This window comes from Robiginitalea myxolifaciens, assembly GCF_900115205.1.
In the GTDB taxonomy this organism is placed as follows: domain Bacteria; phylum Bacteroidota; class Bacteroidia; order Flavobacteriales; family Flavobacteriaceae; genus Robiginitalea; species Robiginitalea myxolifaciens.
The window spans coordinates 1,767,359-1,788,377 of sequence record NZ_FOYQ01000001.1 but is presented as its reverse complement, the minus strand read 5'-3'; the positions used below and the strand labels follow the sequence as shown (position 1 = coordinate 1,788,377).

Here is a 21,019-nt window from a genome sequence, read left to right as displayed (position 1 = left end):
GATTTTGTCCTTGGAATCGTATCTTTCTAGGAGCAGAGATCAGGGATAATACTGTAATAAATATTTAAAAACTACTCCAATGGAAAAGTCTGACAGAATAGTTTTGGTTACCGGTGGAAGTCGGGGACTGGGAAGAGATATGGCCATCTCCTTGGCGGCAAAAGGCTTCCATGTTGTACTTACCTACCAAGGTAACGCAAGCAAGGCAGCGGAGGTCGTAAGTGAAATAGAGAGTCAGGATCGTATAGGTGCTGCCCTTCAGCTGGATGTCTCAGATGCGGCAAGTTTTGGGGATTTTGCCAAAACCCTGAAAGAAACATTGAGCTCAAAATTCCCATCTGCTAAAATTTTTGGGTTGGTTAACAACGCCGGCACCGGATATCATGCAACATTTGAGGCCACCGCGGATGAAGGGTTCCAAGCCATGTTCGACATCCACCTGAAAGGACCTTTCTTTCTAACGCAAATATTGCTTCCAATGATGGAAAATGGCGGGAGTATCGTGAATATTTCCTCGGGTTTGACGCGCTTTACATTTCCCGGGTACGCGGCGTATGCCAGCATGAAAGGAGGAATCGAAGTGCTTACCCATTATTTGGCCAAGGAATTGGGGCAACGAAAGATTAGGGCAAATACCGTTGCCCCCGGCGCGATTGAAACTGATTTCGGCGGTGGAGCTGTCCGCGATAACAAGGAACTCAATGCCATGATCTCCAGTTTGACGGCATTGGGCAGGGTCGGATTGCCAGACGACATCGGAGGGGTTGTCGCTTTTCTGTGTAACGATGATTCCAAATGGATCAATGCCCAACGCATAGAAGTTTCCGGCGGAAGTTTGATCTGAGGGACACGCTCGAATTCGCTATTATAATTTTGATTTAACCGAGAATCCTTCGTATATTTGCCGTCCACATCGCGGGGTAGAGCAGTAGGTAGCTCGTCGGGCTCATAACCCGAAGGTCACAGGTTCGAGTCCTGTCCCCGCTACTAAGAAAGCCATCAACGAAAGTTGGTGGCTTTTTCTTTTCCGAAAGAGCGAAGCTTGCTTCGGCTCGGGAGTGAAAGGAAAAGGCGATGGCTCGCGGTAGCGAGGCGAATGGCTTTCTTAGTAAAGCTCCCCCTTCTCAGGCCGCTTTCGAGCTAAGCGAGAAAGCAATCCTGTCCAAAGACAGTCATGCCGGCCGCTTTCGAGCTAAGCGAGAAAGCAATCCCGTTATTCCTACTTCCTGTATATCAATTCGTTGCCTGCAACATTTACCCCCCGCGCATGAAACAACTTATGATTAGGGTTGTTGACCTGGTCAAATTTCATTTCTAAATCAAAAAATCTCATGGTATATCCGCATCGACGGAATTTTGAAGTATTGGCGTTGGCACCGTGAATAATGCGTGCGTCGTGAAGGGAGTACTGGCCTTTTTCCAATTCAAACCAAACTACATCGTCCAGGTCAAAAGTCCCCTGCTTAATTTCCGTCGAAAATGTACTGTTCTCAGGGTCGGACACGTCCTCGTATTCAGAGAATCCATTGTTATGTGTACCGGGAACCACACCCATACACCCGTTAGCAATATTAGAAGGGTCTATGGCCAGCCATATGGTTACGATTTTATCGAGTTGATCGAACTTTCCTTCCCAGTAGGCACTGTCTTCATGCCAAGGGGTCCTGCGGCCCTTTCCAGGTTCCTTAGAAATAAAATGACTACTGAATAACCCAATATTGGGTCCGATAAGGCTTTCAACCACGTTGAGCACCTCAGGAGCCAGCAAATAATCGAGGAGTCGTGGATCGTGAAAATGAGGGGTATCCAATTCATCGGAAGCCTTCTTCCCTTTATTGATCAGATGCTCTTCAAAGATAGTGGTAAGCGCCTGTTGTTTTTCAGCGTCAAAGAGTGGTTTTTCCGGCAAGAGGTAACCTTGTTCCCTGTAAAATGAAACTTGTTCTTTACTCAAGCCTTTCAAGGTTTTGGCAATCGTCATAGTCCCTGGATTTTCTAATTGTCTCATCTGTGACAAAATTCGCACTAATATTTGCGCTCAACTTGATGTAAATGATTGAATTTTGATGGTTTTCTGAATTTACTATGCTTTAATGAATTATAATAAGCATATTTAGGTTATATACTTTCATAATAATATTATTTATTAATGGAAAGCAATGTAAAGATCAGCCTTCGAGAAAAATTGGCTTATGGTGCGGGAGATTTCGCTTCCTCCATGTTCTGGAAATTGTTTTCCATGTTCCTCCTATTTTTTTACACCGATGTCTTTGGGATATCTGCAGCCACGGTGGGAACCATGTTTTTGGTCACCAGAATCTGGGACGCAGTAAACGATCCGGTCATGGGGGTAATTTGTGATCGGACCCGGTCCCGGTGGGGCAAATTCCGACCCTATTTACTCTATTTGGCAATTCCATTTGCCCTTATCGGAGTCCTTACGTTTACAAATCCGGGCCTCTCAGGAACCGCTAAGGTCGTTTATGCCTATGTAACTTACACCTTGATGATGATGGTGTATACCGGGGTAAACGTGCCGTATGCGTCTCTCATGGCAGTGATGACCAGTAATATTGGTGAACGTACCTCCCTGGCCTCCTGGAGGCTAATCGGCGCATTCTCCGGAGGGCTTTTTGTAACGCTAACGGCGAACTATCTCGTTGAATATTTCGGGGCAAATAGCTCCGGAGGAGTCGATTACGGTAAAGGTTATCAGTGGGCGATCACTGTATTTGGTATTCTCGCTGCGACCCTGTTAATACTTACGTTTTTGGGTACCCGTGAGCGGTTAGAACCTCCGAAGGAGGCGCAGAGTTCCTTAAAGGAAGATATTCGGAACCTGCTGAGAAATGGACCGTGGTTTATCCTTCTTGGCGCTGCGATTTTCAATAATATCTTCAACACCCTTCGCGACGGTACCACCTTGTATTATTTCAAGTATTTTATTCAAGATCAGAGCCTGGCACTGTTTGGCGAAAGCTATGATTTTTCTCACGGAGCACTGGCCTCTGCGTACTTGTCGGTATGGGTAGGTACCAATATCATTGGAGTCATCATTGCCAAACCTCTGGCAACCCGGTTTGGAAAAAAAAGAACCTTCTTTTACTCCATCCTCCTGTCTTCCCTCTTAAGTATTGCCTTTTATTTCCTGCAGGCCGATCAATTGGTTGCAATTTTTGCTCTGAACATCCTAATTGGAATCTCTGCAGGTATCGTGATGCCCCTATTGTGGGCAATGTATGCAGATATAGCAGACTATTCGGAGTGGAAAAACGGTAAGCGGTCTACCGGGCTGATCTTTTCTTCTTCCTCCATGTCCCAGAAATTTGGCTGGACCATTGGCGGAGCCCTCACCGGTTGGATTCTATCTTTTCTGGGATTCGAAGCGAACGTTGCACAAACCGATGTGGCCATTCAGGGGATTCGTCTAATGATTAGTGTTTTGGCAGGTGTAGCCGGGATAATTGCTGCCCTTTTCGTTCGCTCCTACAAACTGGATGAATCTACCATGGAGCAAATCCAAAAAGACTTAAAAATTATGCGGAAATGACCTTTGCTGAGAAATTACTCCAACTAAGGGAGCAGCACCTCCAGCTGCTCAATCGCGCGAACCATCCCTGTAAGGATGATAACGGGATTTACCGTCGATACGAATCCCCTGTCTTGACTGCAGATCATGTCCCCCTGGAATGGCGCTACGACCTCAACCCAATATCGAATCCTTATTTACAGGAGCGCCTCGGCGTAAATGCCGTATTTAACCCGGGGGCAATCTTCTGGAATGGAAAAATACTCTTGATAGCCCGGGTGGAAGGTCACGATCGCAAGTCGTTCTTTGCCATCGCCGAAAGTACTTCCGGGACGGACAATTTTCGCTTTTGGGACGAACCGCTGAAATTGCCTGAAACGCAGGACCCAGACACTAATGTTTACGATATGCGGGTGGTCCAGCACGAAGACGGGTGGATCTATGGTACCTTTTGTACCGAACGAAAAGATCCTGAAGCTCTGGAAAATGATACCGTTTCTGCAGTGGCAGCTTGCGGGATTGCCCGAACGAAGGATTTTAAGAATTGGGAGCGTCTACCCGATCTAATAAGCCATTCCGGGCAACAACGCAACGTAGTGCTGCATCCGGAATTCGTCGGTGGCCAATATGCACTTTACACGCGTCCACAGGATGGATTCATTCAGGTTGGTGGTGGAGGTGGAATTGCCTGGGGCCTTACGGGTTCTATGGAGCACGCCGTAGTTGAAGAAGAAAAAATAATTGACCAGCGGTTGTACCACACCATCAATGAGGTCAAAAATGGTCAGGGACCCGCCCCGCTAAAAACTCACTCCGGCTGGTTGCATCTGGCACATGGTGTACGCAATACAGCAGCAGGCCTACGCTATGTCTTATACCTTTTTTTAACGGACCTGGAGCAGCCCTGGAAGATAATTAAAAAACCGGGGGGACATTTCATGGCTCCTATGGGCAACGAACGAGTGGGTGACGTTTCTAACGTGCTGTTCTCAAATGGTTGGGTGGAAAAGGATGGTGAAGTACTGATCTATTATGCAAGTTCGGATACCCGGGTTCACGTCGCGCGCAGCACGGTAGCACAACTTTTAGACTATGTCCAGAGTACTCCGGAGGATGCGATGCGATCCGCAGCATCCGTAAAGCAGCGACTGGAGTTGATCCGGGCAAACCGTAGGAACTTGCAATAAGTCGCTTATGAAGATCTTACGAGAACACGTGACCCTGGGTGAAAATGAACTATTTGTGGTTCACCTTTTTCAAGGAGAAGAGATAGATTTGAGCTACCCTTTTCATCAGCACAAAGCAGCCTTTGAGTTAACGTTTACCCTTGGCCTTACAGGAACCCGAATGATTGGCGATCAAACCAAACCATTTTCAGGTGAAGATGTGGTGCTTATTGCTCCCGGAATTCCCCATTGCTGGCAGGATCATGGAATCGCCAATCCTCCAGAAGCAAAAATCGTTGTTATTCAATTCCTGGAACGATTGTATTCCGGGCCTTTAGGTGCGACATCTGCCCTAAAAAAGGTATCCCGGGGGCTTGAGCATTCCAGGCGCGGCCTCGAATTGAAAGGCAAGAATAAGCAAGAGGCATTGGCCTTGTTATCCGAAGCAGATTTCCAGGACCCATTTGAGAATTTTATCTTCCTGACCCGTATCCTTGAGTTGTTCGGTTCAACCCGGGACACCGAACAGCTCTGCAGCCAGGGATATGTTCCCCTTATTGATAAGAACAGATCAACCCGGCTCGAAACGGTATTGAATTACATACAAAAGCATTACACCCGAAAATTAATGGTTGCTGAGGTCGCAGAACTCCTGCATATGTCCCCCTCGGCATTCAGCCATTATTTCAAGAAACACACCTTAAAGAGTTTTGCCCACTATATTATGGAAATGCGGTTAGGTAAGGCTGCACAGTTACTGCACCATTCCGATATCCCCATAGGAGATGTATGTATGGAAAGCGGGTTCCAGAACGTCTCTCATTTTAATCGTTCTTTCCGACGGACATATGGAACAACCCCGCTCAAATTTCGTAAACTATCCAATCATTTTGACCCATCATGAGAACACTAACGAAGCTCCCTTTTAAGTTCTTGCTCATAGGCTTTATCTCGTCTCTGTTTCTGCTGGCGTGCAAGCCGGAACCCGGTCCCATTATTGGACCCGGCAGCTCCGATATCCGTATAAATCAAATCGGCTATTATCCAAATGGAATCAAAAAAGCAGTGATTGCAGTTGAACCCACTACATTGGAATTCGCACTGGTTGATTCCGGTTCTAAACGCACGGTATACCAGGGTCAGCTATCCGAAGTATTCGATTGGCCCCTGGCTAATGAGCAGGTTCGTATCGCGGATTTTACCGAATTTCAGGATCCGGGGGAATACGTATTGTACATTCCAAACCTGGGTAATTCCCATCCTTTTGAGATCCGGTCTGATGTTTTAAACCCCGTACTTGAAGGTAGCGTAAAAGGCCTGTATTTTCAACGCACCGGAATGGCCCTGGACGAAAAGCATGCCGGCAAATGGCACCGACCCGCAGGGCACCCCGACAGTTTGGTAGCCTTCCACCCCTCCAGTGGCAAGCAACCGGGTACAATAGCCTCTCCAAAAGGTTGGTACGATGCGGGGGATTACAATAAGTATATTATCAATGCGACCTTTCCTTTGGGTCAATGGTTTCGATTGTATGAGGAATATCCGGAAACGATTCCAGACGATGCATTAAATATCCCGGAGAGCGGCAATGGAGTAAGCGATTACCTCGACGAGCTGAAATACGAATTGGATTGGGCGCTTACTATGCAAGATGAAGACGGGGGCCTTTTTCATAAACTGACTACCAAGAATTTTGAAGGAATGGTCATGCCACATCAGGCAACGGCCGAACGATTTATCGTAGGAAAAAGTACGGCCGCCACCCTGGATTTTGCAGCTTGTACGGCTCAGGCCTACCGCGTTTATCAGGACATTAATCCCGAATATGCCAAGGCTTGTCTCGATGCCTCCTTAAAGGCTTACCGTTGGGCGAGAGAAAACCCTGAAGTCCTGTTTTCCAACCCGGAGGATGTGCATACGGGAGAATACGGGGATAATGATGTAGCTGACGAATGGTTCTGGGCCAATGCAGAACTCTTTGTTTCCACCGGCGACTCCGCCTTTTTGGAGCAAATGGATCTGGAAGCCTTCGATTTTGAGTTTCGCCCTGGGGAAAGCTGGACGGGATTTATGCGGTTCCTGGGTGTATTTTCCATGCTGGACTCCGGGAGTTTCGAAACCAGTGATAGCAACTATCAACACCTTCGAGCCGGACTCCTGGGCAGCGCCGATGAGCTCCTCCGCAGGTCCGGGCAACTTCCCTATTTTCAGCCCATCGATGATTTTCACTGGGGAAGTAACAGCGATGTGCTCAACGCGGCAATGATACTCGCTCAGGCTTATCAATTAGATCCCGATCCCAAATATTTGCAAGGGGTACGCCAGGCAGCCGATTATATCCTGGGAAACAATCCCGTTGGTTATAGCTATGTTACCGGTTTCGGAGATCGGACACCTTTATTTATCCACCATAGGCAAAGCGCGGCAGATAGTATCCCTGAACCTGTACCTGGGCTGTTATCCGGCGGTCCCAACAGTAGATTACAGGATACGACCAATGGTACGGTTTATCCGGAAAATGTTGCACCGATGAAGGCCTGGGTAGACCAGGAACCCAGTTATGCGAGCAACGAAATATGCCTGAATTGGAACGCCCCACTAACCTACATTCTAGGGTTTTTGGAGAACCAGGCAGATTAGGAATACGCAATTCCCCAAAACCTAAACTCATCATAATGTTTAATCTTTTTTTCATTTTGTTAAACAAAATGCATATATTGTTGTAGCATTACTAAACACCTGACCGGGACTATAAGAATACATCAAGATATTCCTAGTCTTTGTAAAAATGCATCAAAATGGAACAGAATTACCCTCCGCTACTGGCAGACATGCACACCGACGGGGTGCACTTTGATCACCGGTTCAACGCGGGACGCACCTTCGATTCCAGGCACAAAAGTGCTTTGGACATCGAGATTTCGAGTCAGGACAAGTAAATCCCTACCGGATACTCAGACCGTCCGGGTCAGCAAAGCGACCTGTGACCAACCATCCCCCGAAATTTTCTGAAACAGCCAGCATCAGTTCGTTATTGCCGGGTTTTAACTTCAGGTACACGCCATCAAAGAGGCCAATCGTACCCAGGTAGCGGTAATCCCGGGATCGGAAGGTATTATTGCCCCGATATACCGGCTCCCCATTGAGGATAACCACGACGCGGTCGCTATAGCCGAATTCAAAATACTTGAGCTGCTCCCCATCCGAGCGAACCGTTACTAGAGCCATGACTGTGTTCCCTGGGGTATCGTCGAACAAATTCACCACTCGGCTAATATTAGCCGCTGTCCCTTCTTCTACCTGAATAGTACCCTCCCAGTTACGGGCTGCAATCAGGCCGGGAATTCCTTGGGGATTATCGAGTAGCTTCTCCTCAAATTTATCCGAAACACGCCACTGGGGAATCAGATTCGCCAGGGGTTTCTTTTCGCCTGGCTTAAAATCTACCAATTCTTGCTGTTGGGAATCAATGCGGATATTGGCAATATGCAATCCACTTGCATTTCCACCGGTAAGCACTACCTGACCGGGTACTGCCTCGTGGAAGAGATCCCAGGAAAGCATCGGGGAGCTCGCATGATCCAAAAACACCTGAGCCCGATTTCCATTGACCACGATCTTTACATGCGTCCAATCGTCAAAAGTATAGCGATAGGGATAGGCGTATTTGGATCCGTGGTACAACTGCCAGGGCGCTATGCCGTAGGTAAGGGGAATGGCCTGATTGGCATCGGGATTCCCCGATTGATGCGGCCGCAGGTAAAAGTGTTCTGCGTTGCCTTCTCTCAAACGAAAGTAAAGACCGGGAAAAGCCGGATCCTCCTTGAGGAACACGTCATACTCAATAGTCCCATTCAAAAAGGTCTGATCGCGGAGTGTCATACTCCCACCCTGTAGATAAATGGCATCCTGCTCCCGGAATTTTTCTAGCACATGGGCGCGGGCCTGAATATCCCAATGGGCAGTATCGATCGGAATATTTTGTTGTGCATAAATAACTTGAAAACCCAGAAAAGCAATTAGTAGTAGTGTGGTCTTGTTCATGATACCTTGTTTTACAAAACGAAGTAATCAAATGCAGGAGGAAGGAGGAAAACAAGTTCGTGCAAGTATGGACAAAGGGGTTCACAACGAATATTTTTTAAGACCTTAGCCTTACAATGTATACCGATTATAAATATGTGCAGGAGTGCCTGAAACGGATCGAAACCCAACTGGGATGGGGAGATGCCGCCAGCTGGCACAACGACGTGTTTATTGAACTTAGCGAACGCATCCACCAGGAAACCCAGGTACTACTCAGCCCGACTACCTTAAAGCGGATCTGGGGTAGGATCAATTATAAAAGCGCCCCGAGTATTTCGACCCTGAACGCGCTTGCCCAATTCGCCGGCTTCCAAAACTGGCGGGAATTTAAAACCAGCCAACCTGAGGAGAAACCCTCCAGGTTCCGAAAGATCATAGACGAAAAGGTTGGGGTTATCATGCTCTCCGCTGCCTTTATGACCATTGTATTTATTTCCCTGTTTTCCTTGAGCGATCCGGAGAGACCGGCTATTGATCCGGACCGCATTGAATTTACCAGCCAACCCATAACCGGAGACTTGCCGAACTCGGTGGTCTTTAATCTGGACCTGGACGGTATTGAATCGGGCGATGTGGTAATCCAGCAATCCTGGGACGAGACCCGTACCGTCCGATTGGAGCCCGGACAAACGCAAGCCACTGCGCAGTATTACTATCCGGGTTATTTCCGGTCTAAGCTGCGAATCGACGGTTCCATCATCAAGGAGCACGACTTATTTATAAAATCGGATGGCTGGTTGGGCACACTGGACTATTCCCCCATCCCCAAATACTTTAGTGAAGCGGAAGTGGTCCGGGGCGGGCTGCGCTTGCCTGAGGATGCCCTGCAAGAATTAATGAGCCGGGAAGACCCGTTGGTATCCGCCTTCCATTACGTCAATGACTTCGGACCCGTTTCGGGGGACGATTTTGTGCTGGAGACTTCCATCCGCAATATATACCATGAAAAATGGGCCGTTTGCCAAAGAGTAAACCTGCTTATCCTGGGTTCCCGGAGTGCTATCATCATCCCTTTTTCGATTCCCGGATGCATTTCCGAAATAGGGGTAATGATGAGTGAGGTCTATCTAGGTGGAAAGGAAAACGACCTGTCCGGTCTGGGCATCGATTTTTCTGAATCCAGGGATATTCGGATTGAGGTAACCGATAAATACATTCAGGTTTTCGCAGAAGACACCCTGCTCTACTCAGGATCGTATACCCAAAGTATCGGGAGGATAGCCGGGTTTCGTTACCGTTTTGTCGGCGCCGGGGAAGTCTCGAAGTTAAAACTTATGGATAGCGGCGGAAAAGTAGTCTTAGATCACAACTTCAATTGAGGATCATATGACTTCAATAACTCGATCAAGGCATATTCATTGTTTTGTAAATCCGTGGATCCGGGTTCTCGCTTCACCGATCCAATTTTATCAAAAAAAGGCGTAATACTACCATCTAGAAAACGGTTTTGAATTACGGGATGAACGTAATATTTACGACATACATTTCGAGTATTATTCAAGGCTTCTGCCGCTACATCTATCGCCTGTAACAAGTACTTATCTCTCGTGTTTTGATCCTCGGCTAAGCCCAATTCGGCCAGGGTATCAAAGGCTATTATACTTGCCCCCCAGGTTCTGAAGTCTTTGGCAGAAAATAGCTCCCCACAGGAATCCTTTATATACTCATTTACCATCCCGCTATCGATGCGGTGTTTATTCCCGGATTCATCGAAGAATTGGAACAATTGCCACCCGGGAATTTCTTCACAACGATTTACCAGACGTGCTAATTTTTTATTTCTGATGGTAACGTTGTGTTTCTTGCCTCGTTTCCCTGTGAACTCAAAATTTATCTTGTCGCGATACACCTCGACGTGTTTGGTTCTAAGCGTAGACAAACCGTAGGTCTTATTGCGCTTTGCGTAATAATCATTCCCGATTCGGATATGCGATTCCTCGAGCAATCGAATGACCAGAGCCAGTACCTTGGTTCGCGTCCATCGCTTTTGCTTTAGGTCTTCCTCTACCCGTTTTCGAATCTTTGGTAGCCGCTGGCCAAAGACAACCATCTTGTAAAACTTGGTCTGATTCCTCAATCGAGCCCACAAAGGATGGTACCTATATTGCTTGCGTCGTTTACCATCTCTTCCCACAGCCTGCAGGTGCGCATTCTCCAGGATTGCTATACGAACATCTGACCAGGCAGGTGGAATTACCAGGCTGGTGATTCGATCCAAATCCTTCTGGCTAATTTTTCCGCTTCCAGAAACGGAATATTCAAAGTCCTCTCCATGGCGCTGCCTTAGTATAGCCAGGATCTCCGGGGTGCTGTATACAAGGTCATGGATTTCTAAAAGCTCGTCGGGATCTGCCAACAGGCGCTGATGATTGCTACTACTCATTTCGTTTAAATGCGCTTCAAATTATTCTTTTGACCTAAGGATATGGCATCATATGCGAAGAATCTTTGTCCATATGAATAAAACCCTCTAAAGGAAAACTTAAAAAGGCTCATTACTAATGAAGAATGCCCGATATTAAAGGAAACAGCTAGTAATCGGGGAATTCACTATGCTGTAAACAGCCTTAACCTGAAACCCTCCCCGTTTAAATACACCCTAAATTCTATGAATTTGCTTGCTACTGATGACAACCAACTCATTTACATCTACAGCGACCAATCTGAAATGGGTAAAAGACTTTTGCCCTACGCCCGAAGTTCCAAAAAATCCTTACGGGAAATCAGCTTGATTCCCTACGGCATATCTCAGACTATCTGGACCGAAATTCGCGAACGCCTTGGTGTTTCTTATCTGGACATGCTTGATCCGACACACGAACTCGTTCGGGAGATAAGCGATTCAGAAGCGCTTGAAGAACACGATTGGCTCAAATTAATCGATAAAAACCCAGAATTGATCTACCGCCCCATAATTATCATGGGATCGAAAATTGTTCAAGCGGATGACCGATTCGATTTCGATGTATTTCTCGGCGCGGACGGTGCCAACATGGATAAAGACCCTGAATCAATAAAAATGGCCGATCACAAGGATACTACCGGCCACGAAAAATTTTAATGCAATGATACGAGAAGGAACTACAGTAAAATGGAAATGGGGAAACGGCTACGCCCAAGGGAAAGTCGTGGAGTCACATTCCTCCGAAATCACCCGCACCTTCGAGGGCACGGACGTTACCCGCAAAGGGGAAGAAGGGAACAAGGCACTAGTAATAGAACAGGAGGATGGAACCCAGGTACTGAAATTGGAAAATGAGGTAGCGCGGGCGGATTAGGAAAAAGCAGCTACAAACCGACCCTTTACTTTATACTATTGACTGGACAAGATCGTTAGGATAAGACAATTGATCTTAAATCCAACCACTTAGAAGCGATGTCAACCAACCCAACCTCTTTTTCTAAATTTTATCTTTTATTTTCAATAATACTGGCCGTGGCCTGTACATCCTCAGATCCTATTTCTGAGATGGAAGAGGAAGAAGCTATCCCAACGGAAGAAAGCGAACCGGAAGAAACCTCACAAAACCTCCACTGGGTTCAACAAGGGGAAAAAATTTGGGACGTTTCAGTACCTGTGTTTGGCGGATCTTTGGACCTCAGTAGCTCTGGGAATCGACTTGCTGTCGGTAGTAGTAAATGGAACTACGGTTGCAGTGTTTTTTGCAAAGGTCTGGTGCGTTCCTACGAATTTGACGGCTCCAGTTGGGTACAGTATAACGACGATATGGTTGGCAATTACAATTTAACCACAGACTTCATTGGTGAAGAGATTGCCCTGGCCGCTGATGGACAATTCCTGGTAGTAGGATCGGAACCGAACCCCGATAGTTTTAACGACTACTATACTCGCGTTTACGAAAATCTAAACGGAGAATGGGTACAGATAGGCTCCGACATACTTAATCAGGTCGGACGGGGTAATCGTATAGCGATCAATGAATCGGGAACCATTCTTGTCGTTTCCATGCCCAAGAATAGCGGGAATGACCTTGTCAAAATTTTTAGGAAAAATGGTAATGCATGGGATCAAATCGGGGAAGATATGTCTCCAGGTGAATACAGCGTTAAAGTATCTTTGGATGCCGAGGGATCTCTACTGGCCATCGGAAATTCAACGGGTGCTGGCCTCATTCAGTTCTATTCAATCGGCCAAGACAATTGGCAGCCTGCAGGTCAGATCAGTGGTACGTTAGACACCGATAGATTGGGCTCTAGTATGGAGCTAAGCGGAGACGGTAAAACCTTACTGCTTGGAGGAAGGATACCTACTACGGATTGTACCAATTGTACAGGTTTGGCACAGCCATTTCATGTTGTCTACGAGAATATTGGCGGTGTTTGGCAGCAAAAAGGACAGGAGATTAGTTGGCTTTCGGATCAAGAATATTATGCACAATATGAGGGAGTTGCCGCCATTAGCAGGGATGGAAGCCGAATAGCGCTGGCCTACCAAAAAATACGTAAGAGTAATGTGAACGAGGTAGAAATTTTTGTACATAGCTTTGAGTTCTCAGCCTCCGAGAATGCTTGGATGCCACTAGCCGATGTTTTGACAGAGGAGAAACCCAGAACAATTTGGGCACTGGACTTGAACGACCCGGGAGACATTATTGCTTTAGGCCTGAATGCTAGCTACCGGGAAGCGCGGATTTTCAAACTACAAGAAGTAGTCGACCAATAGTATGGATGGTTTAATACTTAAACTTCTCTTTATTCTATCTAAAGATTAACCCCTCGCAAGTGGCATCTCCCGAAGGCGTTGGCCAGTAAGCCGGAATACGGCATTGGCTATCGCGGCTCCAACCGGGCCCAAAGGTGGTTCCCCAACAGCTCCCGGCTTGCCGGTTCCGTTGATGATTTCCACCTCGATTTCTTTAGGGGAGTGTTTCATTTGCGCCATGCGATAGGGGCCGTAAATAATCGGCTTGAGTTCGCTGTCTTCCACCCGCATTTCCTCGTACATCGCAGCACTTATCCCCATAATGATACAGCCTTCGCATTGCGCGCGAACCTGGTCGGGATTGACTGCAAAGCCCGGGTCTATGGCCATCCACGCCTTATCTACCCGAATTTCCTTTCCTTCCATCCGAACCTCAGCGACCATGGCCACAGGAGTCCCCGCATCGGTGGAGCAGGCAAATCCCATAGCCCGTCCATCCCGGGCGGAATCCCGGAATGCGGCCAGGTCCCGAACTGCGGTAATCACATTTTTCAAACGCTTCCCTTCCTCATTGTCGGCGATATGATCGAGGTGAAAAGCAATAGGATCCTTTCCGGCGGCCACCGCCAGTTCATCCATAAAGCTCTCAATGGCAAAGGTATTGGCCAGGAGTCCGAGGCTTCGCCACCAACTGGTAGCGAAAGGCAATTCACAATGCCAGGAAATTGCGCGGTAATTGGGGATTCCTGAGTATTGTATTCGGCCACCGCGCATGGTACCGATATCAGAACCCACGATTGTAGAAAGGAATCCTGGCAACAATGCAGCATTGAACATGACATCTGAAGAGGCAAACTGATGTTCTATAGCCTCGATCGAACCGGCTTCGCTCAATTTGGCGGATAACTGATGTTGGGTAGGCGGGCGGAAGGTATCCTTTTGGAATTCCTCTTTCCGATTCAGGAAACACTTTACGGGTTTGCCAACCGCTCGGGATAATACCGCAGCATGCACGGCATTGGGCGTATGTAACCGGCGCCCGAATCCACCTCCCAGGTAGGTAGGTACGATATTTACGTCCTCCTCTTTGAATCCCAGTCTGTCGGCAACCTCTTTCCGGGTTAGTTTTACGACCTGAGTAGAGAGGATTACAGTGGCTTTTCCCCCTTCCACGCTAGCGACAGCCCCATTGGGTTCCAGCTGGGCATGCGCGCCGAGCGGGCTACTATATGTAGCTGTGATCAGGCTGGAGTCATCTTTCGCATCTTCCAGGATTCCGCCCGGACGGCCTTCCTTCTGAATGAGCATTTTATCCCCTTTGCCAATTTGTATCGCGGACTTAATGTCTGCCGTGGTCCATTCCCTTTCGCGTTTCCAATCGACTTTTATGGCCGCTTTGGCCGCTTCCGCTTCGGTGTAGGAGTTAGCCACTACCCCTACAAAATCGTCCTCTACTACGACCTTTACCACTCCGGGCATCTTTTCGGCTTGAGTGATTTCCGCCCCTCCAAATACTACTCCGACTTTATCAGGCTGTACGACAGCGCCGTAGAGCATCCCGGGAAGCACCGCATCCATGCCAAAGATAGGCTCCCCCATTACCTTTGCCTCCAGATCTACCCTGGGAACGGGCTTTCCTATAAATTTGTAGTCCTTAATTTCCTTTAAAGCTGGTGTCTCCGGGATTTCCCATTCCGTGACCCCCTGAGCTATCTGCCCATAGGGTAAGGATTTTAATCCAGCACTGGCCACCCCTTCCTCCAGGCGGATGTCGGCCGTGGCAACTCCTAACTTTTTACCTGCCTCGGTTCGAAGCATCTCCCGAAGGGTAGCCGATAACTCCCGTAATGGTTGCCAGAAACCAGCGATGGATGTGCTTCCACCTGTGCTAAGCCCGTCGATATTACCACTGGCCGATTCGGCGTGTTTTATCAGGATCTGATCAGGCCTTACTTCTAATTCATCGGCGGCTAGCTGGACCATACCGGTAAAAGTCCCCTGGCCCATTTCAACTTTGGGGCTATGCAGGATGATTGGCAATTCCGGTCTGATTTCGAACCAGAGCATGGGATCACTGATATCCCCTAAATAGGTGAGGTTTTTCGGATTCTCCAGCACCCCGTACAGGGCCCTTCTCAAAGGGTTTCTGGCCAGAATCACCGTTCCGAGTAGGATGCCGCCACCACCCAGTAGGGAGCGTACTACAAATTTCCTTCGGGAAATTTTCTTTGCTTTTCCTTTCATAGCCTAAGAATTGTCCGAATTATCTTGAATGGCAATAGCCTCGGCTTCCTCGGGAAGAACAGGCGCTTTTAATTCCGCAGCGCGGTGAATAGCCTTCCGCATCCGATAATACGTGCCGCAGCGACAAATATTTGTGATCCCGGCATCGATTTCTGCATCAGTGGGGGCGGGCGTTTTTTCGAGCAGGGCAGCCGCTGCCATCATAAATCCAGGCTGGCAGTATCCGCATTGCGGAACAATTTCTTCTATCCACGCTTCTTGCACCGGGTGGGGAGCTTCAGGCGTGCCCAACCCTTCGATAGTGGTGATGGCCTTACCTGCCGCCAGTTGCACGGGATAGGAACAGGAACGAACGGCTTGCCCGTCTACATGTATGGTACAGGCACCGCAGGCAGCTTTCCCACATCCGAATTTAGTGCCCTTGAGATCCAGTATGTCCCGAATAACCCAGAGCAATGGTGTTTGCGGATCTGTTTCAATTTCCTGATCCCGTCCGTTAATTAGAAGCCTTATTTTCATTCTTGCTTTCCGTTAATTCGCCTTATGAAGGTAAGGATTCCCGGGCATTCCCCATTTGATAATCTTTCGGGATTATAGGAAAATTTTAACGCGAACTATTTCGGTTATCCTGTATCTTAAAATAAAAAGAATATGAAAATTCCTGTGATGGGCTGGGTAGCGCTGACCACCTTTGTCCTCATTACTTTAGTGATTATGGCCAGTATGAACTTTCCGTTTAACTGGATCTTTTATTTAACGGTTTTTGGACAGGCGCTCATTGTAGTAATGGTCTACCGTGTCCTTAAAGACGATTATACTACCGAGAAGACATTCGATGACTTTTACGAAGACTATCCTGTAGGCCGCAAACCTTAAACCCTGCCGATCATATAGGTATCTCGAACCTGGCTCGAATTACTATATTCAGGGAGGTGGGGGAGGAAAATTATGGGAAGTCGCGAGACTGCGTTATCCGGTAAGGGCAAAAGCCCCACTGTTTTTTCGAGCGGTGCGTAGGGATCCCTTGGCAGGCAAAGTAAGTGCTCGCCGGCAGTAGAAAAAATAACGGATTGCCCTTCCTCGATTACTCGATCCACAGGCAGAACATTTCCGTATGGATCCGGAAGGCAAAGTTGTTCCTTCAGGCATTTCATGTTTAAGGAGCGCACCTCGCACAGACTGTCCTGGGCATTTCCGGTGCAAAACAGACTAACCGGAATATCCAGAAAGGTTGCCAGGGTTACCAGGGGAGATAATTCTTTTCGGCTCACCGGACGCATCCCGTCTGTTAACAAGACTATTTTTTGAGGGAGTTCCAGATTGTGATATACAGGTACGGATAGTACCGGACAAAACCGGACACGATTCAGGATTCGGATCGTATTGCTCCCCAGTATTCCGGATTCCTGCTCCCCCGCTCCGCGACTCCCCAGCACGATTAAATCTACCCCGAGGGATGCCGCAAGATCAGCTACTTCCTGGGCCAGTAAATTATAGGAAGAGAAATATTTGAAAACGTGTTTCGGATTCGGGAGCGCCTCGTAACTATTCGCAATCGCCTGTTCCAAACCCCGTTTTGAGGCTTCAGGACCGGCATTTTGTAAAGGTTGTATCGTGTTGCCCCGCGACATGAAACGGCTATTCGGGATCGACGGAGTATAGGTGTTGACTAGGGTAAAGGTGCAGGCTTCCTCCCAGAAAATGCGGCGCACGTACTGCAGTGCCTCCTGGGCGGGTAAAGAAAAGTCTGTAGGAATGAGTACCTGCTTCATGGGCTCACACTATTGGATGGTATAAAACTACCATCGCCTTCTTGCCCAGGCCATGATAAATGTCAGGTTTGTAAAAAAGAGGGTAGCGGGCAGTTTTAGAAGCCCTCGGCCAGGTCGCGCAGTTTTTTCTCGTCCTTGACGCCGAGCCGTTTTCCGGAGGCGATAATCAATCCCTTCTTCTTGAATTCAGAAATGATCCGAATGGCCGATTCCGTGGCGGTTCCCACTACATTGGAAATGTCCTCACGCGATAGTCGGAGGTTAAAGTACCCGTCTTCGTCAACGCCAAATCTTTGCAGATACAGGAAGGCCTCCGCCATGCGCTGCTTGACCGTTTTTTGGCTCATATTTACAATAACATCGTCGGCCTCCCGGAGGTCGTGGGCCATATGCCGGAGCACCTCCAGGGTAAAATCCGGATTCTTGTGCAGGGCGCTGTTGATGCTATCCTTGGGGATAAAACAGACTTCCATATCGCTCACTGCCACAGCAGACAGGTTGGTAGCCTCCTCGGCAACAACGGACCGTTGTCCCATTACCTGCCCTTTGGTAGCCAGTTTCACGATCTGATCCTTGCCATTCGCACTCAGCTTGCTGAGCTTGGAAACCCCATTGCGGACACACATAACCCCGCCTAACTTATCGCCCTCTTCAAAGAGCGATTCGCCTTTGCGGATGGTACGGGTTTCTTTGGAGTCCGAGACCGCTTTCAACTCCTCTTTGGTCATTGCCCGCAGGGCGTTGAACTGCCGTACGATACAATTTTCACATCGACTCTCTTCCATGGCTCAAATCATTGGCTGCTACACAAAAATAAGAATCTTACCACAAGAAGATTACTACAGCTGATTTTTATCATGTTTTAGCTGCCCAGTTAGTTCAACATTTGTAGCGTAATTGAATGGTATCGCTTACTAATGGACACCTGTTATCATTGTGGAGATTCCTGTCTGGGAACCCCGGTAGTCTTTGAAGAGAAGAAATTCTGCTGCGAAGGCTGCCATGCCGTCTATGAAATTTTCCAGGTCCATGGCCTTGAAGCCTATTACCAGCGGGAAGGCAGCCCTGGCTTTAGCTCGGTGAGCGCCAGTGGTAAATTCGACTTCCTTGAGCTTCCAGAAATCCAGGAGCAACTATTGGAATTTGACGAAGGAGGCGTGCAACTGGTAGAACTTCACATAAGCAACATCCATTGTAGCTCCTGTATCTGGCTGCTTGAGAATTTACATCGCCTGCATCCTTCAATTCGGAATTCCCAGGTCGATTTTCCCAGAAAAAAGGTGCGAATCACTTTTGACAAGGAGGCCCTGAGCCTCAAGCAACTGGCCGAATTACTGGCCCGAATCGGGTACCCGCCTACCATTACCCTGGAGGATTACCAGGACAAGAAGGTGGCCTCAGACAAAGGGTTGTATTACAAACTCGGAGTGGCCGGATTTGCCTTTGGCAACGTTATGCTCCTTTCCTTTCCCGAATACTTCGAAACCCAGGAATTCTGGCTGGACCAGTACAAGACATTCTTTCGCTGGCTCATGTTTGCTTTTTCCCTTCCGGTGGTATTCTACGCTGCCCAGGATTACTTTATAGCTGCATATAATGGCCTTAAATCCAGATATTTGAATATCGATGTACCCATTGCCCTGGGGATAGTTACCCTGTTTCTGCGCAGTACCTTCGATATTGTGTTTGACCTGGGTTCTGGCTTTTTTGACAGCCTGACGGGCCTGGTTTTTTTCCTGCTGGTGGGCCGGTATTTTCAACAAAAGACTTACGCCTTCCTTTCCTTTGAGCGGGATTACAAGTCTTACTTTCCTATCTCCGTTACCCGGATTGGAGCTGAGGCCGGAGAGGAAATCGTCGAGATTCACAAAATCAAGGCTGGCGATCGCCTCCTGATTCGCAATCAGGAAATCATTGCCGTCGATGCTATTCTGAAATCCGGGAAAGCGAATATCGATTACAGTTTTGTGACCGGGGAATCGGCCCTGGTCGAAAAGGCTGCCGGGGACCGGGTTTATGCAGGAGGAAAGCAAATTGGCGGGGTTTTGGAAGTGGAAGCACTCAAATCCGTTTCCCAAAGTTATCTCACCCAATTGTGGAGTCACTCGGCCTTTAAGCATAACAAATCCACCTCTTTCCAGTCCTTTACGGATGCCATTGGAAAACGATTTACCCTGGTCGTACTGACTATTGCGACCTTATCGGCGGCTTTCTGGTTGTACTTCGATTCCTCCCAGGCGCTGAATGTATTTACGGCGGTACTCATTATTGCCTGCCCCTGTGCCATTGCTCTGGCAGCTCCGTTTACCCTGGGGAATATCCTCAGGATTTTCGGACGTTTTGGCTTTTACGTCAAAGATAGCGACACCATTGAGCGCATGGCTGCGGTAGACACCCTGGTGTTCGACAAAACCGGCACCCTTACCCAGACCCGGGGTAACCAGATACACTATGAGGGAGAGGCGGTAAGCGGGCAGCAGGAAATCCTGCTCAGCAATACCTTACGCGCCTCAAATCACCCGTTGAGCAGGGAACTGTATGCCCTCCTGAAAGAACACCAGATTCAAACCCTGGACGAGATCGTGGAAGAACCTGGACGGGGGATTTCAGGTACCCTGGAAGGAGCGACTATAAAAGTCGGGTCTGCAACCTTTGTGGGCCATCCCGATGAAGATTCCGCCGCCACGGCAGTTCACATTGCCGCCGGGAATAATTACAAAGGGCGCTATGTCTTTCAGAGTAGCTTCCGCAAAGGTGTTTCCCGCCTCTTTAAAAAGCTTAAAAAGCGCTACGCCCTGGTTGTCCTTTCAGGCGATAAACCCTCGGAAAAATCAAGGCTGCAACGACTATTCCCGTTCGAAGTTCCCATGTTCTTTAACCAGAAACCTGAAGACAAACTGGAATATGTACGCACAGCCCAGCAGCATTCCCGGCTCATGATGATCGGGGACGGGCTCAACGACGCCGGCGCCCTAGCCCAAAGCGATGTGGGTGTGGCGATAACAGAAGACATCAACGTATTTACCCCGGCATGCGACGCGATCCTATCGGCCGAAAACCTCAGTCAACTCGACAAATTCCTGTCCCTTTCCAGGGCGGCCCGCAGCATTATTCACGCCAGTTTTATACTGTCCTTCTGCTACAACAGTATCGGGCTGTACTTTGCCGTTACCGGTCAATTAAAACCCGTCATTGCCGCAATATTAATGCCTTTGAGCTCCATAAGCATCGTGGTGTTTACCACCCTTATGGTGTGGGCCACCTCCCGCAGGCTCCGATTTGAAACCAAGGCAGCAACAACTGAAAAGCCAAAAACCCAGGGCGCTGCCAAACCGGAGTATTGCTCCCTTAATTCCATACCACAATGAGTGTGATATACGTCTTATTAACCATCAGCGTTTGCGTGGCCATCGTGTTCTTCGCCGCCTTTATCCTTTCGGTAAAAAAGGGGCAATACGACGATGCCTACACGCCTTCGGTCCGGATTCTCTTTGAAGACGAACTGGTGGAAGAATCCAATAATGAAAACAACCAAAAGTCTAGTCAAACCAATTAAATC

The 21,019-nt window shown here is 48.2% G+C and carries 20 protein-coding genes and 1 tRNA gene; 14 read left to right on the top strand and 7 right to left on the bottom strand.

From position 1 onward, the window contains the following. The first annotated feature begins 79 nt into the window (after nt 1-79). Together BM318_RS07860 and BM318_RS07855 are read left to right on the top strand one after the other, a co-directional pair. A complete protein-coding gene (locus tag BM318_RS07860; RefSeq protein WP_092981953.1) occupies nt 80-844 on the top strand; it encodes an SDR family NAD(P)-dependent oxidoreductase in 765 nt (254 codons plus the stop codon). 70 nt (nt 845-914) lie between these two features. Further along, nucleotides 915-987: transfer RNA gene (locus BM318_RS07855), tRNA-Met, on the top strand. A 232-nt stretch (nt 988-1,219) separates the two neighbouring features. Here BM318_RS07855 and BM318_RS07850 read toward each other — a convergent pair. Then, nucleotides 1,220-2,008, bottom strand: coding sequence for a phytanoyl-CoA dioxygenase family protein (locus BM318_RS07850; protein WP_218154992.1), 789 nt, complete (start codon nt 2,006-2,008; stop codon nt 1,220-1,222). Between the two features lie 141 nt (nt 2,009-2,149). Between BM318_RS07850 and BM318_RS07845 the strand changes: the two genes are divergently transcribed. The 5 genes from BM318_RS07845 to BM318_RS14415 all read left to right on the top strand — a co-directional run bounded on the left by BM318_RS07845 (nt 2,150) and on the right by BM318_RS14415 (nt 7,634). Beyond that, nucleotides 2,150-3,550: an MFS transporter gene (locus BM318_RS07845; RefSeq protein WP_092981951.1), complete on the top strand. Its 1,401-nt coding sequence runs from the start codon at nt 2,150-2,152 to the stop codon at nt 3,548-3,550. Then, nucleotides 3,547-4,716 (top strand): glycoside hydrolase family 130 protein, encoded by a 1,170-nt coding sequence (locus BM318_RS07840; protein WP_092981950.1) that lies wholly within the window; start codon nt 3,547-3,549, stop codon nt 4,714-4,716. The genes BM318_RS07845 and BM318_RS07840 overlap by 4 nt, the downstream gene beginning before the upstream one ends. Before the next feature lie 7 nt (nt 4,717-4,723). Then, entirely contained in the window at nt 4,724-5,599 is an 876-nt protein-coding gene (locus tag BM318_RS07835; protein WP_092981949.1) for an AraC family transcriptional regulator, read from the top strand. Beyond that, on the top strand, nt 5,596-7,335 hold the full coding sequence (locus BM318_RS07830) for a glycoside hydrolase family 9 protein (protein WP_092981948.1): 1,740 nt from the start codon (nt 5,596-5,598) through the stop codon (nt 7,333-7,335). The genes BM318_RS07835 and BM318_RS07830 overlap by 4 nt, the downstream gene beginning before the upstream one ends. Before the next feature lie 158 nt (nt 7,336-7,493). Further along, entirely contained in the window at nt 7,494-7,634 is a 141-nt protein-coding gene (locus BM318_RS14415) for a hypothetical protein (RefSeq protein ID WP_177218273.1), read from the top strand. 4 nt (nt 7,635-7,638) lie between these two features. Here BM318_RS14415 and BM318_RS07825 read toward each other — a convergent pair whose 3' ends face one another. Then, entirely contained in the window at nt 7,639-8,739 is a 1,101-nt protein-coding gene (locus BM318_RS07825; RefSeq protein ID WP_092981947.1) for a hypothetical protein, read from the bottom strand. 116 nt (nt 8,740-8,855) lie between these two features. Between BM318_RS07825 and BM318_RS07820 the strand changes: the two genes are divergently transcribed. Next, on the top strand, nt 8,856-10,100 hold the full coding sequence (locus BM318_RS07820) for a hypothetical protein (RefSeq protein ID WP_092981946.1): 1,245 nt from the start codon (nt 8,856-8,858) through the stop codon (nt 10,098-10,100). Here the strand turns inward: BM318_RS07820 and BM318_RS07815 are convergent. Further along, nucleotides 10,085-11,164 (bottom strand): DNA topoisomerase IB, encoded by a 1,080-nt coding sequence (locus BM318_RS07815; protein WP_092981945.1) that lies wholly within the window; start codon nt 11,162-11,164, stop codon nt 10,085-10,087. The two genes, BM318_RS07820 and BM318_RS07815, sit on opposite strands and share 16 nt — an antisense overlap. Nucleotides 11,165-11,389: 225 nt before the next feature. Between BM318_RS07815 and BM318_RS07810 the strand changes: the two genes are divergently transcribed. The 3 genes from BM318_RS07810 (at nt 11,390) to BM318_RS07800 (ending at nt 13,465) form a co-directional block, all read left to right on the top strand. After that, on the top strand, nt 11,390-11,842 hold the full coding sequence (locus tag BM318_RS07810; RefSeq protein ID WP_092981944.1) for an arsenate reductase family protein: 453 nt from the start codon (nt 11,390-11,392) through the stop codon (nt 11,840-11,842). A 4-nt stretch (nt 11,843-11,846) separates the two neighbouring features. Further along, entirely contained in the window at nt 11,847-12,059 is a 213-nt protein-coding gene (locus BM318_RS07805) for a hypervirulence associated TUDOR domain-containing protein (RefSeq protein ID WP_092981943.1), read from the top strand. Between the two features lie 98 nt (nt 12,060-12,157). Then, entirely contained in the window at nt 12,158-13,465 is a 1,308-nt protein-coding gene (locus tag BM318_RS07800) for a Kelch repeat-containing protein (RefSeq protein WP_092981942.1), read from the top strand. 45 nt (nt 13,466-13,510) lie between these two features. On the opposite strand, the gene BM318_RS07795 is transcribed toward BM318_RS07800, so the two are convergent. Both BM318_RS07795 and BM318_RS07790 read right to left on the bottom strand, forming a co-directional pair. Then, nucleotides 13,511-15,688, bottom strand: a complete 2,178-nt coding sequence (locus tag BM318_RS07795) for a xanthine dehydrogenase family protein molybdopterin-binding subunit (protein ID WP_092981941.1) — start codon at nt 15,686-15,688, stop codon at nt 13,511-13,513. A 3-nt stretch (nt 15,689-15,691) separates the two neighbouring features. Continuing rightward, the gene (locus BM318_RS07790; RefSeq protein WP_092981940.1) at nt 15,692-16,207 is read right to left on the bottom strand and encodes a (2Fe-2S)-binding protein; all 516 of its coding nucleotides are present in this window, start codon (nt 16,205-16,207) and stop codon (nt 15,692-15,694) included. Between the two features lie 132 nt (nt 16,208-16,339). Here BM318_RS07790 and BM318_RS07785 point away from each other — a divergent pair, with 132 nt between their 5' ends. Further along, a complete protein-coding gene (locus tag BM318_RS07785) occupies nt 16,340-16,564 on the top strand; it encodes a hypothetical protein (RefSeq protein WP_092981939.1) in 225 nt (74 codons plus the stop codon). Here the strand turns inward: BM318_RS07785 and BM318_RS07780 are convergent. Continuing rightward, nucleotides 16,561-17,460: a universal stress protein gene (locus BM318_RS07780; protein WP_092981938.1), complete on the bottom strand. Its 900-nt coding sequence runs from the start codon at nt 17,458-17,460 to the stop codon at nt 16,561-16,563. The two genes, BM318_RS07785 and BM318_RS07780, sit on opposite strands and share 4 nt — an antisense overlap. 95 nt (nt 17,461-17,555) lie before the next feature. After that, nucleotides 17,556-18,245 carry a Crp/Fnr family transcriptional regulator gene (locus tag BM318_RS07775; protein ID WP_177218272.1) on the bottom strand — a complete coding sequence of 230 codons (690 nt, stop codon included), beginning with the start codon at nt 18,243-18,245 and terminating at the stop codon, nt 17,556-17,558. Between the two features lie 132 nt (nt 18,246-18,377). On the opposite strand from BM318_RS07775, the gene BM318_RS07770 reads away from it, so the two are divergent. Together BM318_RS07770 and ccoS are read left to right on the top strand one after the other, a co-directional pair. Then, on the top strand, nt 18,378-20,828 hold the full coding sequence (locus BM318_RS07770; protein WP_092981937.1) for a heavy metal translocating P-type ATPase: 2,451 nt from the start codon (nt 18,378-18,380) through the stop codon (nt 20,826-20,828). Continuing rightward, nucleotides 20,825-21,016 (top strand): cbb3-type cytochrome oxidase assembly protein CcoS, encoded by a 192-nt coding sequence (ccoS, locus tag BM318_RS07765; protein ID WP_092981936.1) that lies wholly within the window; start codon nt 20,825-20,827, stop codon nt 21,014-21,016. Before BM318_RS07770 ends, ccoS begins: the two co-directional genes overlap by 4 nt. Nucleotides 21,017-21,019: the final 3 nt, after the last annotated feature.

Bases quoted from the DNA above. Each gene is read 5' to 3' on its own strand.
- BM318_RS07860 (WP_092981953.1), top strand. From the start codon at position 80: ATGGAAAAGTCTGACAGAATAGTTTTGGTTACCGGTGGAAGTCGGGGA.
- BM318_RS07850 (WP_218154992.1), bottom strand. From the start codon at position 2,008: ATGAGACAATTAGAAAATCCAGGGACTATGACGATTGCCAAAACCTTG.
- BM318_RS07845 (WP_092981951.1), top strand. From the start codon at position 2,150: ATGGAAAGCAATGTAAAGATCAGCCTTCGAGAAAAATTGGCTTATGGT.
- BM318_RS07840 (WP_092981950.1), top strand. From the start codon at position 3,547: ATGACCTTTGCTGAGAAATTACTCCAACTAAGGGAGCAGCACCTCCAG.
- BM318_RS07835 (WP_092981949.1), top strand. From the start codon at position 4,724: ATGAAGATCTTACGAGAACACGTGACCCTGGGTGAAAATGAACTATTT.
- BM318_RS07830 (WP_092981948.1), top strand. From the start codon at position 5,596: ATGAGAACACTAACGAAGCTCCCTTTTAAGTTCTTGCTCATAGGCTTT.
- BM318_RS14415 (WP_177218273.1), top strand. From the start codon at position 7,494: ATGGAACAGAATTACCCTCCGCTACTGGCAGACATGCACACCGACGGG.
- BM318_RS07825 (WP_092981947.1), bottom strand. From the start codon at position 8,739: ATGAACAAGACCACACTACTACTAATTGCTTTTCTGGGTTTTCAAGTT.
- BM318_RS07820 (WP_092981946.1), top strand. From the start codon at position 8,856: ATGTATACCGATTATAAATATGTGCAGGAGTGCCTGAAACGGATCGAA.
- BM318_RS07815 (WP_092981945.1), bottom strand. From the start codon at position 11,164: ATGAGTAGTAGCAATCATCAGCGCCTGTTGGCAGATCCCGACGAGCTT.
- BM318_RS07810 (WP_092981944.1), top strand. From the start codon at position 11,390: ATGAATTTGCTTGCTACTGATGACAACCAACTCATTTACATCTACAGC.
- BM318_RS07805 (WP_092981943.1), top strand. From the start codon at position 11,847: ATGATACGAGAAGGAACTACAGTAAAATGGAAATGGGGAAACGGCTAC.
- BM318_RS07800 (WP_092981942.1), top strand. From the start codon at position 12,158: ATGTCAACCAACCCAACCTCTTTTTCTAAATTTTATCTTTTATTTTCA.
- BM318_RS07795 (WP_092981941.1), bottom strand. From the start codon at position 15,688: ATGAAAGGAAAAGCAAAGAAAATTTCCCGAAGGAAATTTGTAGTACGC.
- BM318_RS07790 (WP_092981940.1), bottom strand. From the start codon at position 16,207: ATGAAAATAAGGCTTCTAATTAACGGACGGGATCAGGAAATTGAAACA.
- BM318_RS07785 (WP_092981939.1), top strand. From the start codon at position 16,340: ATGAAAATTCCTGTGATGGGCTGGGTAGCGCTGACCACCTTTGTCCTC.
- BM318_RS07780 (WP_092981938.1), bottom strand. From the start codon at position 17,460: ATGAAGCAGGTACTCATTCCTACAGACTTTTCTTTACCCGCCCAGGAG.
- BM318_RS07775 (WP_177218272.1), bottom strand. From the start codon at position 18,245: ATGGAAGAGAGTCGATGTGAAAATTGTATCGTACGGCAGTTCAACGCC.
- BM318_RS07770 (WP_092981937.1), top strand. From the start codon at position 18,378: ATGGACACCTGTTATCATTGTGGAGATTCCTGTCTGGGAACCCCGGTA.
- ccoS (WP_092981936.1), top strand. From the start codon at position 20,825: ATGAGTGTGATATACGTCTTATTAACCATCAGCGTTTGCGTGGCCATC.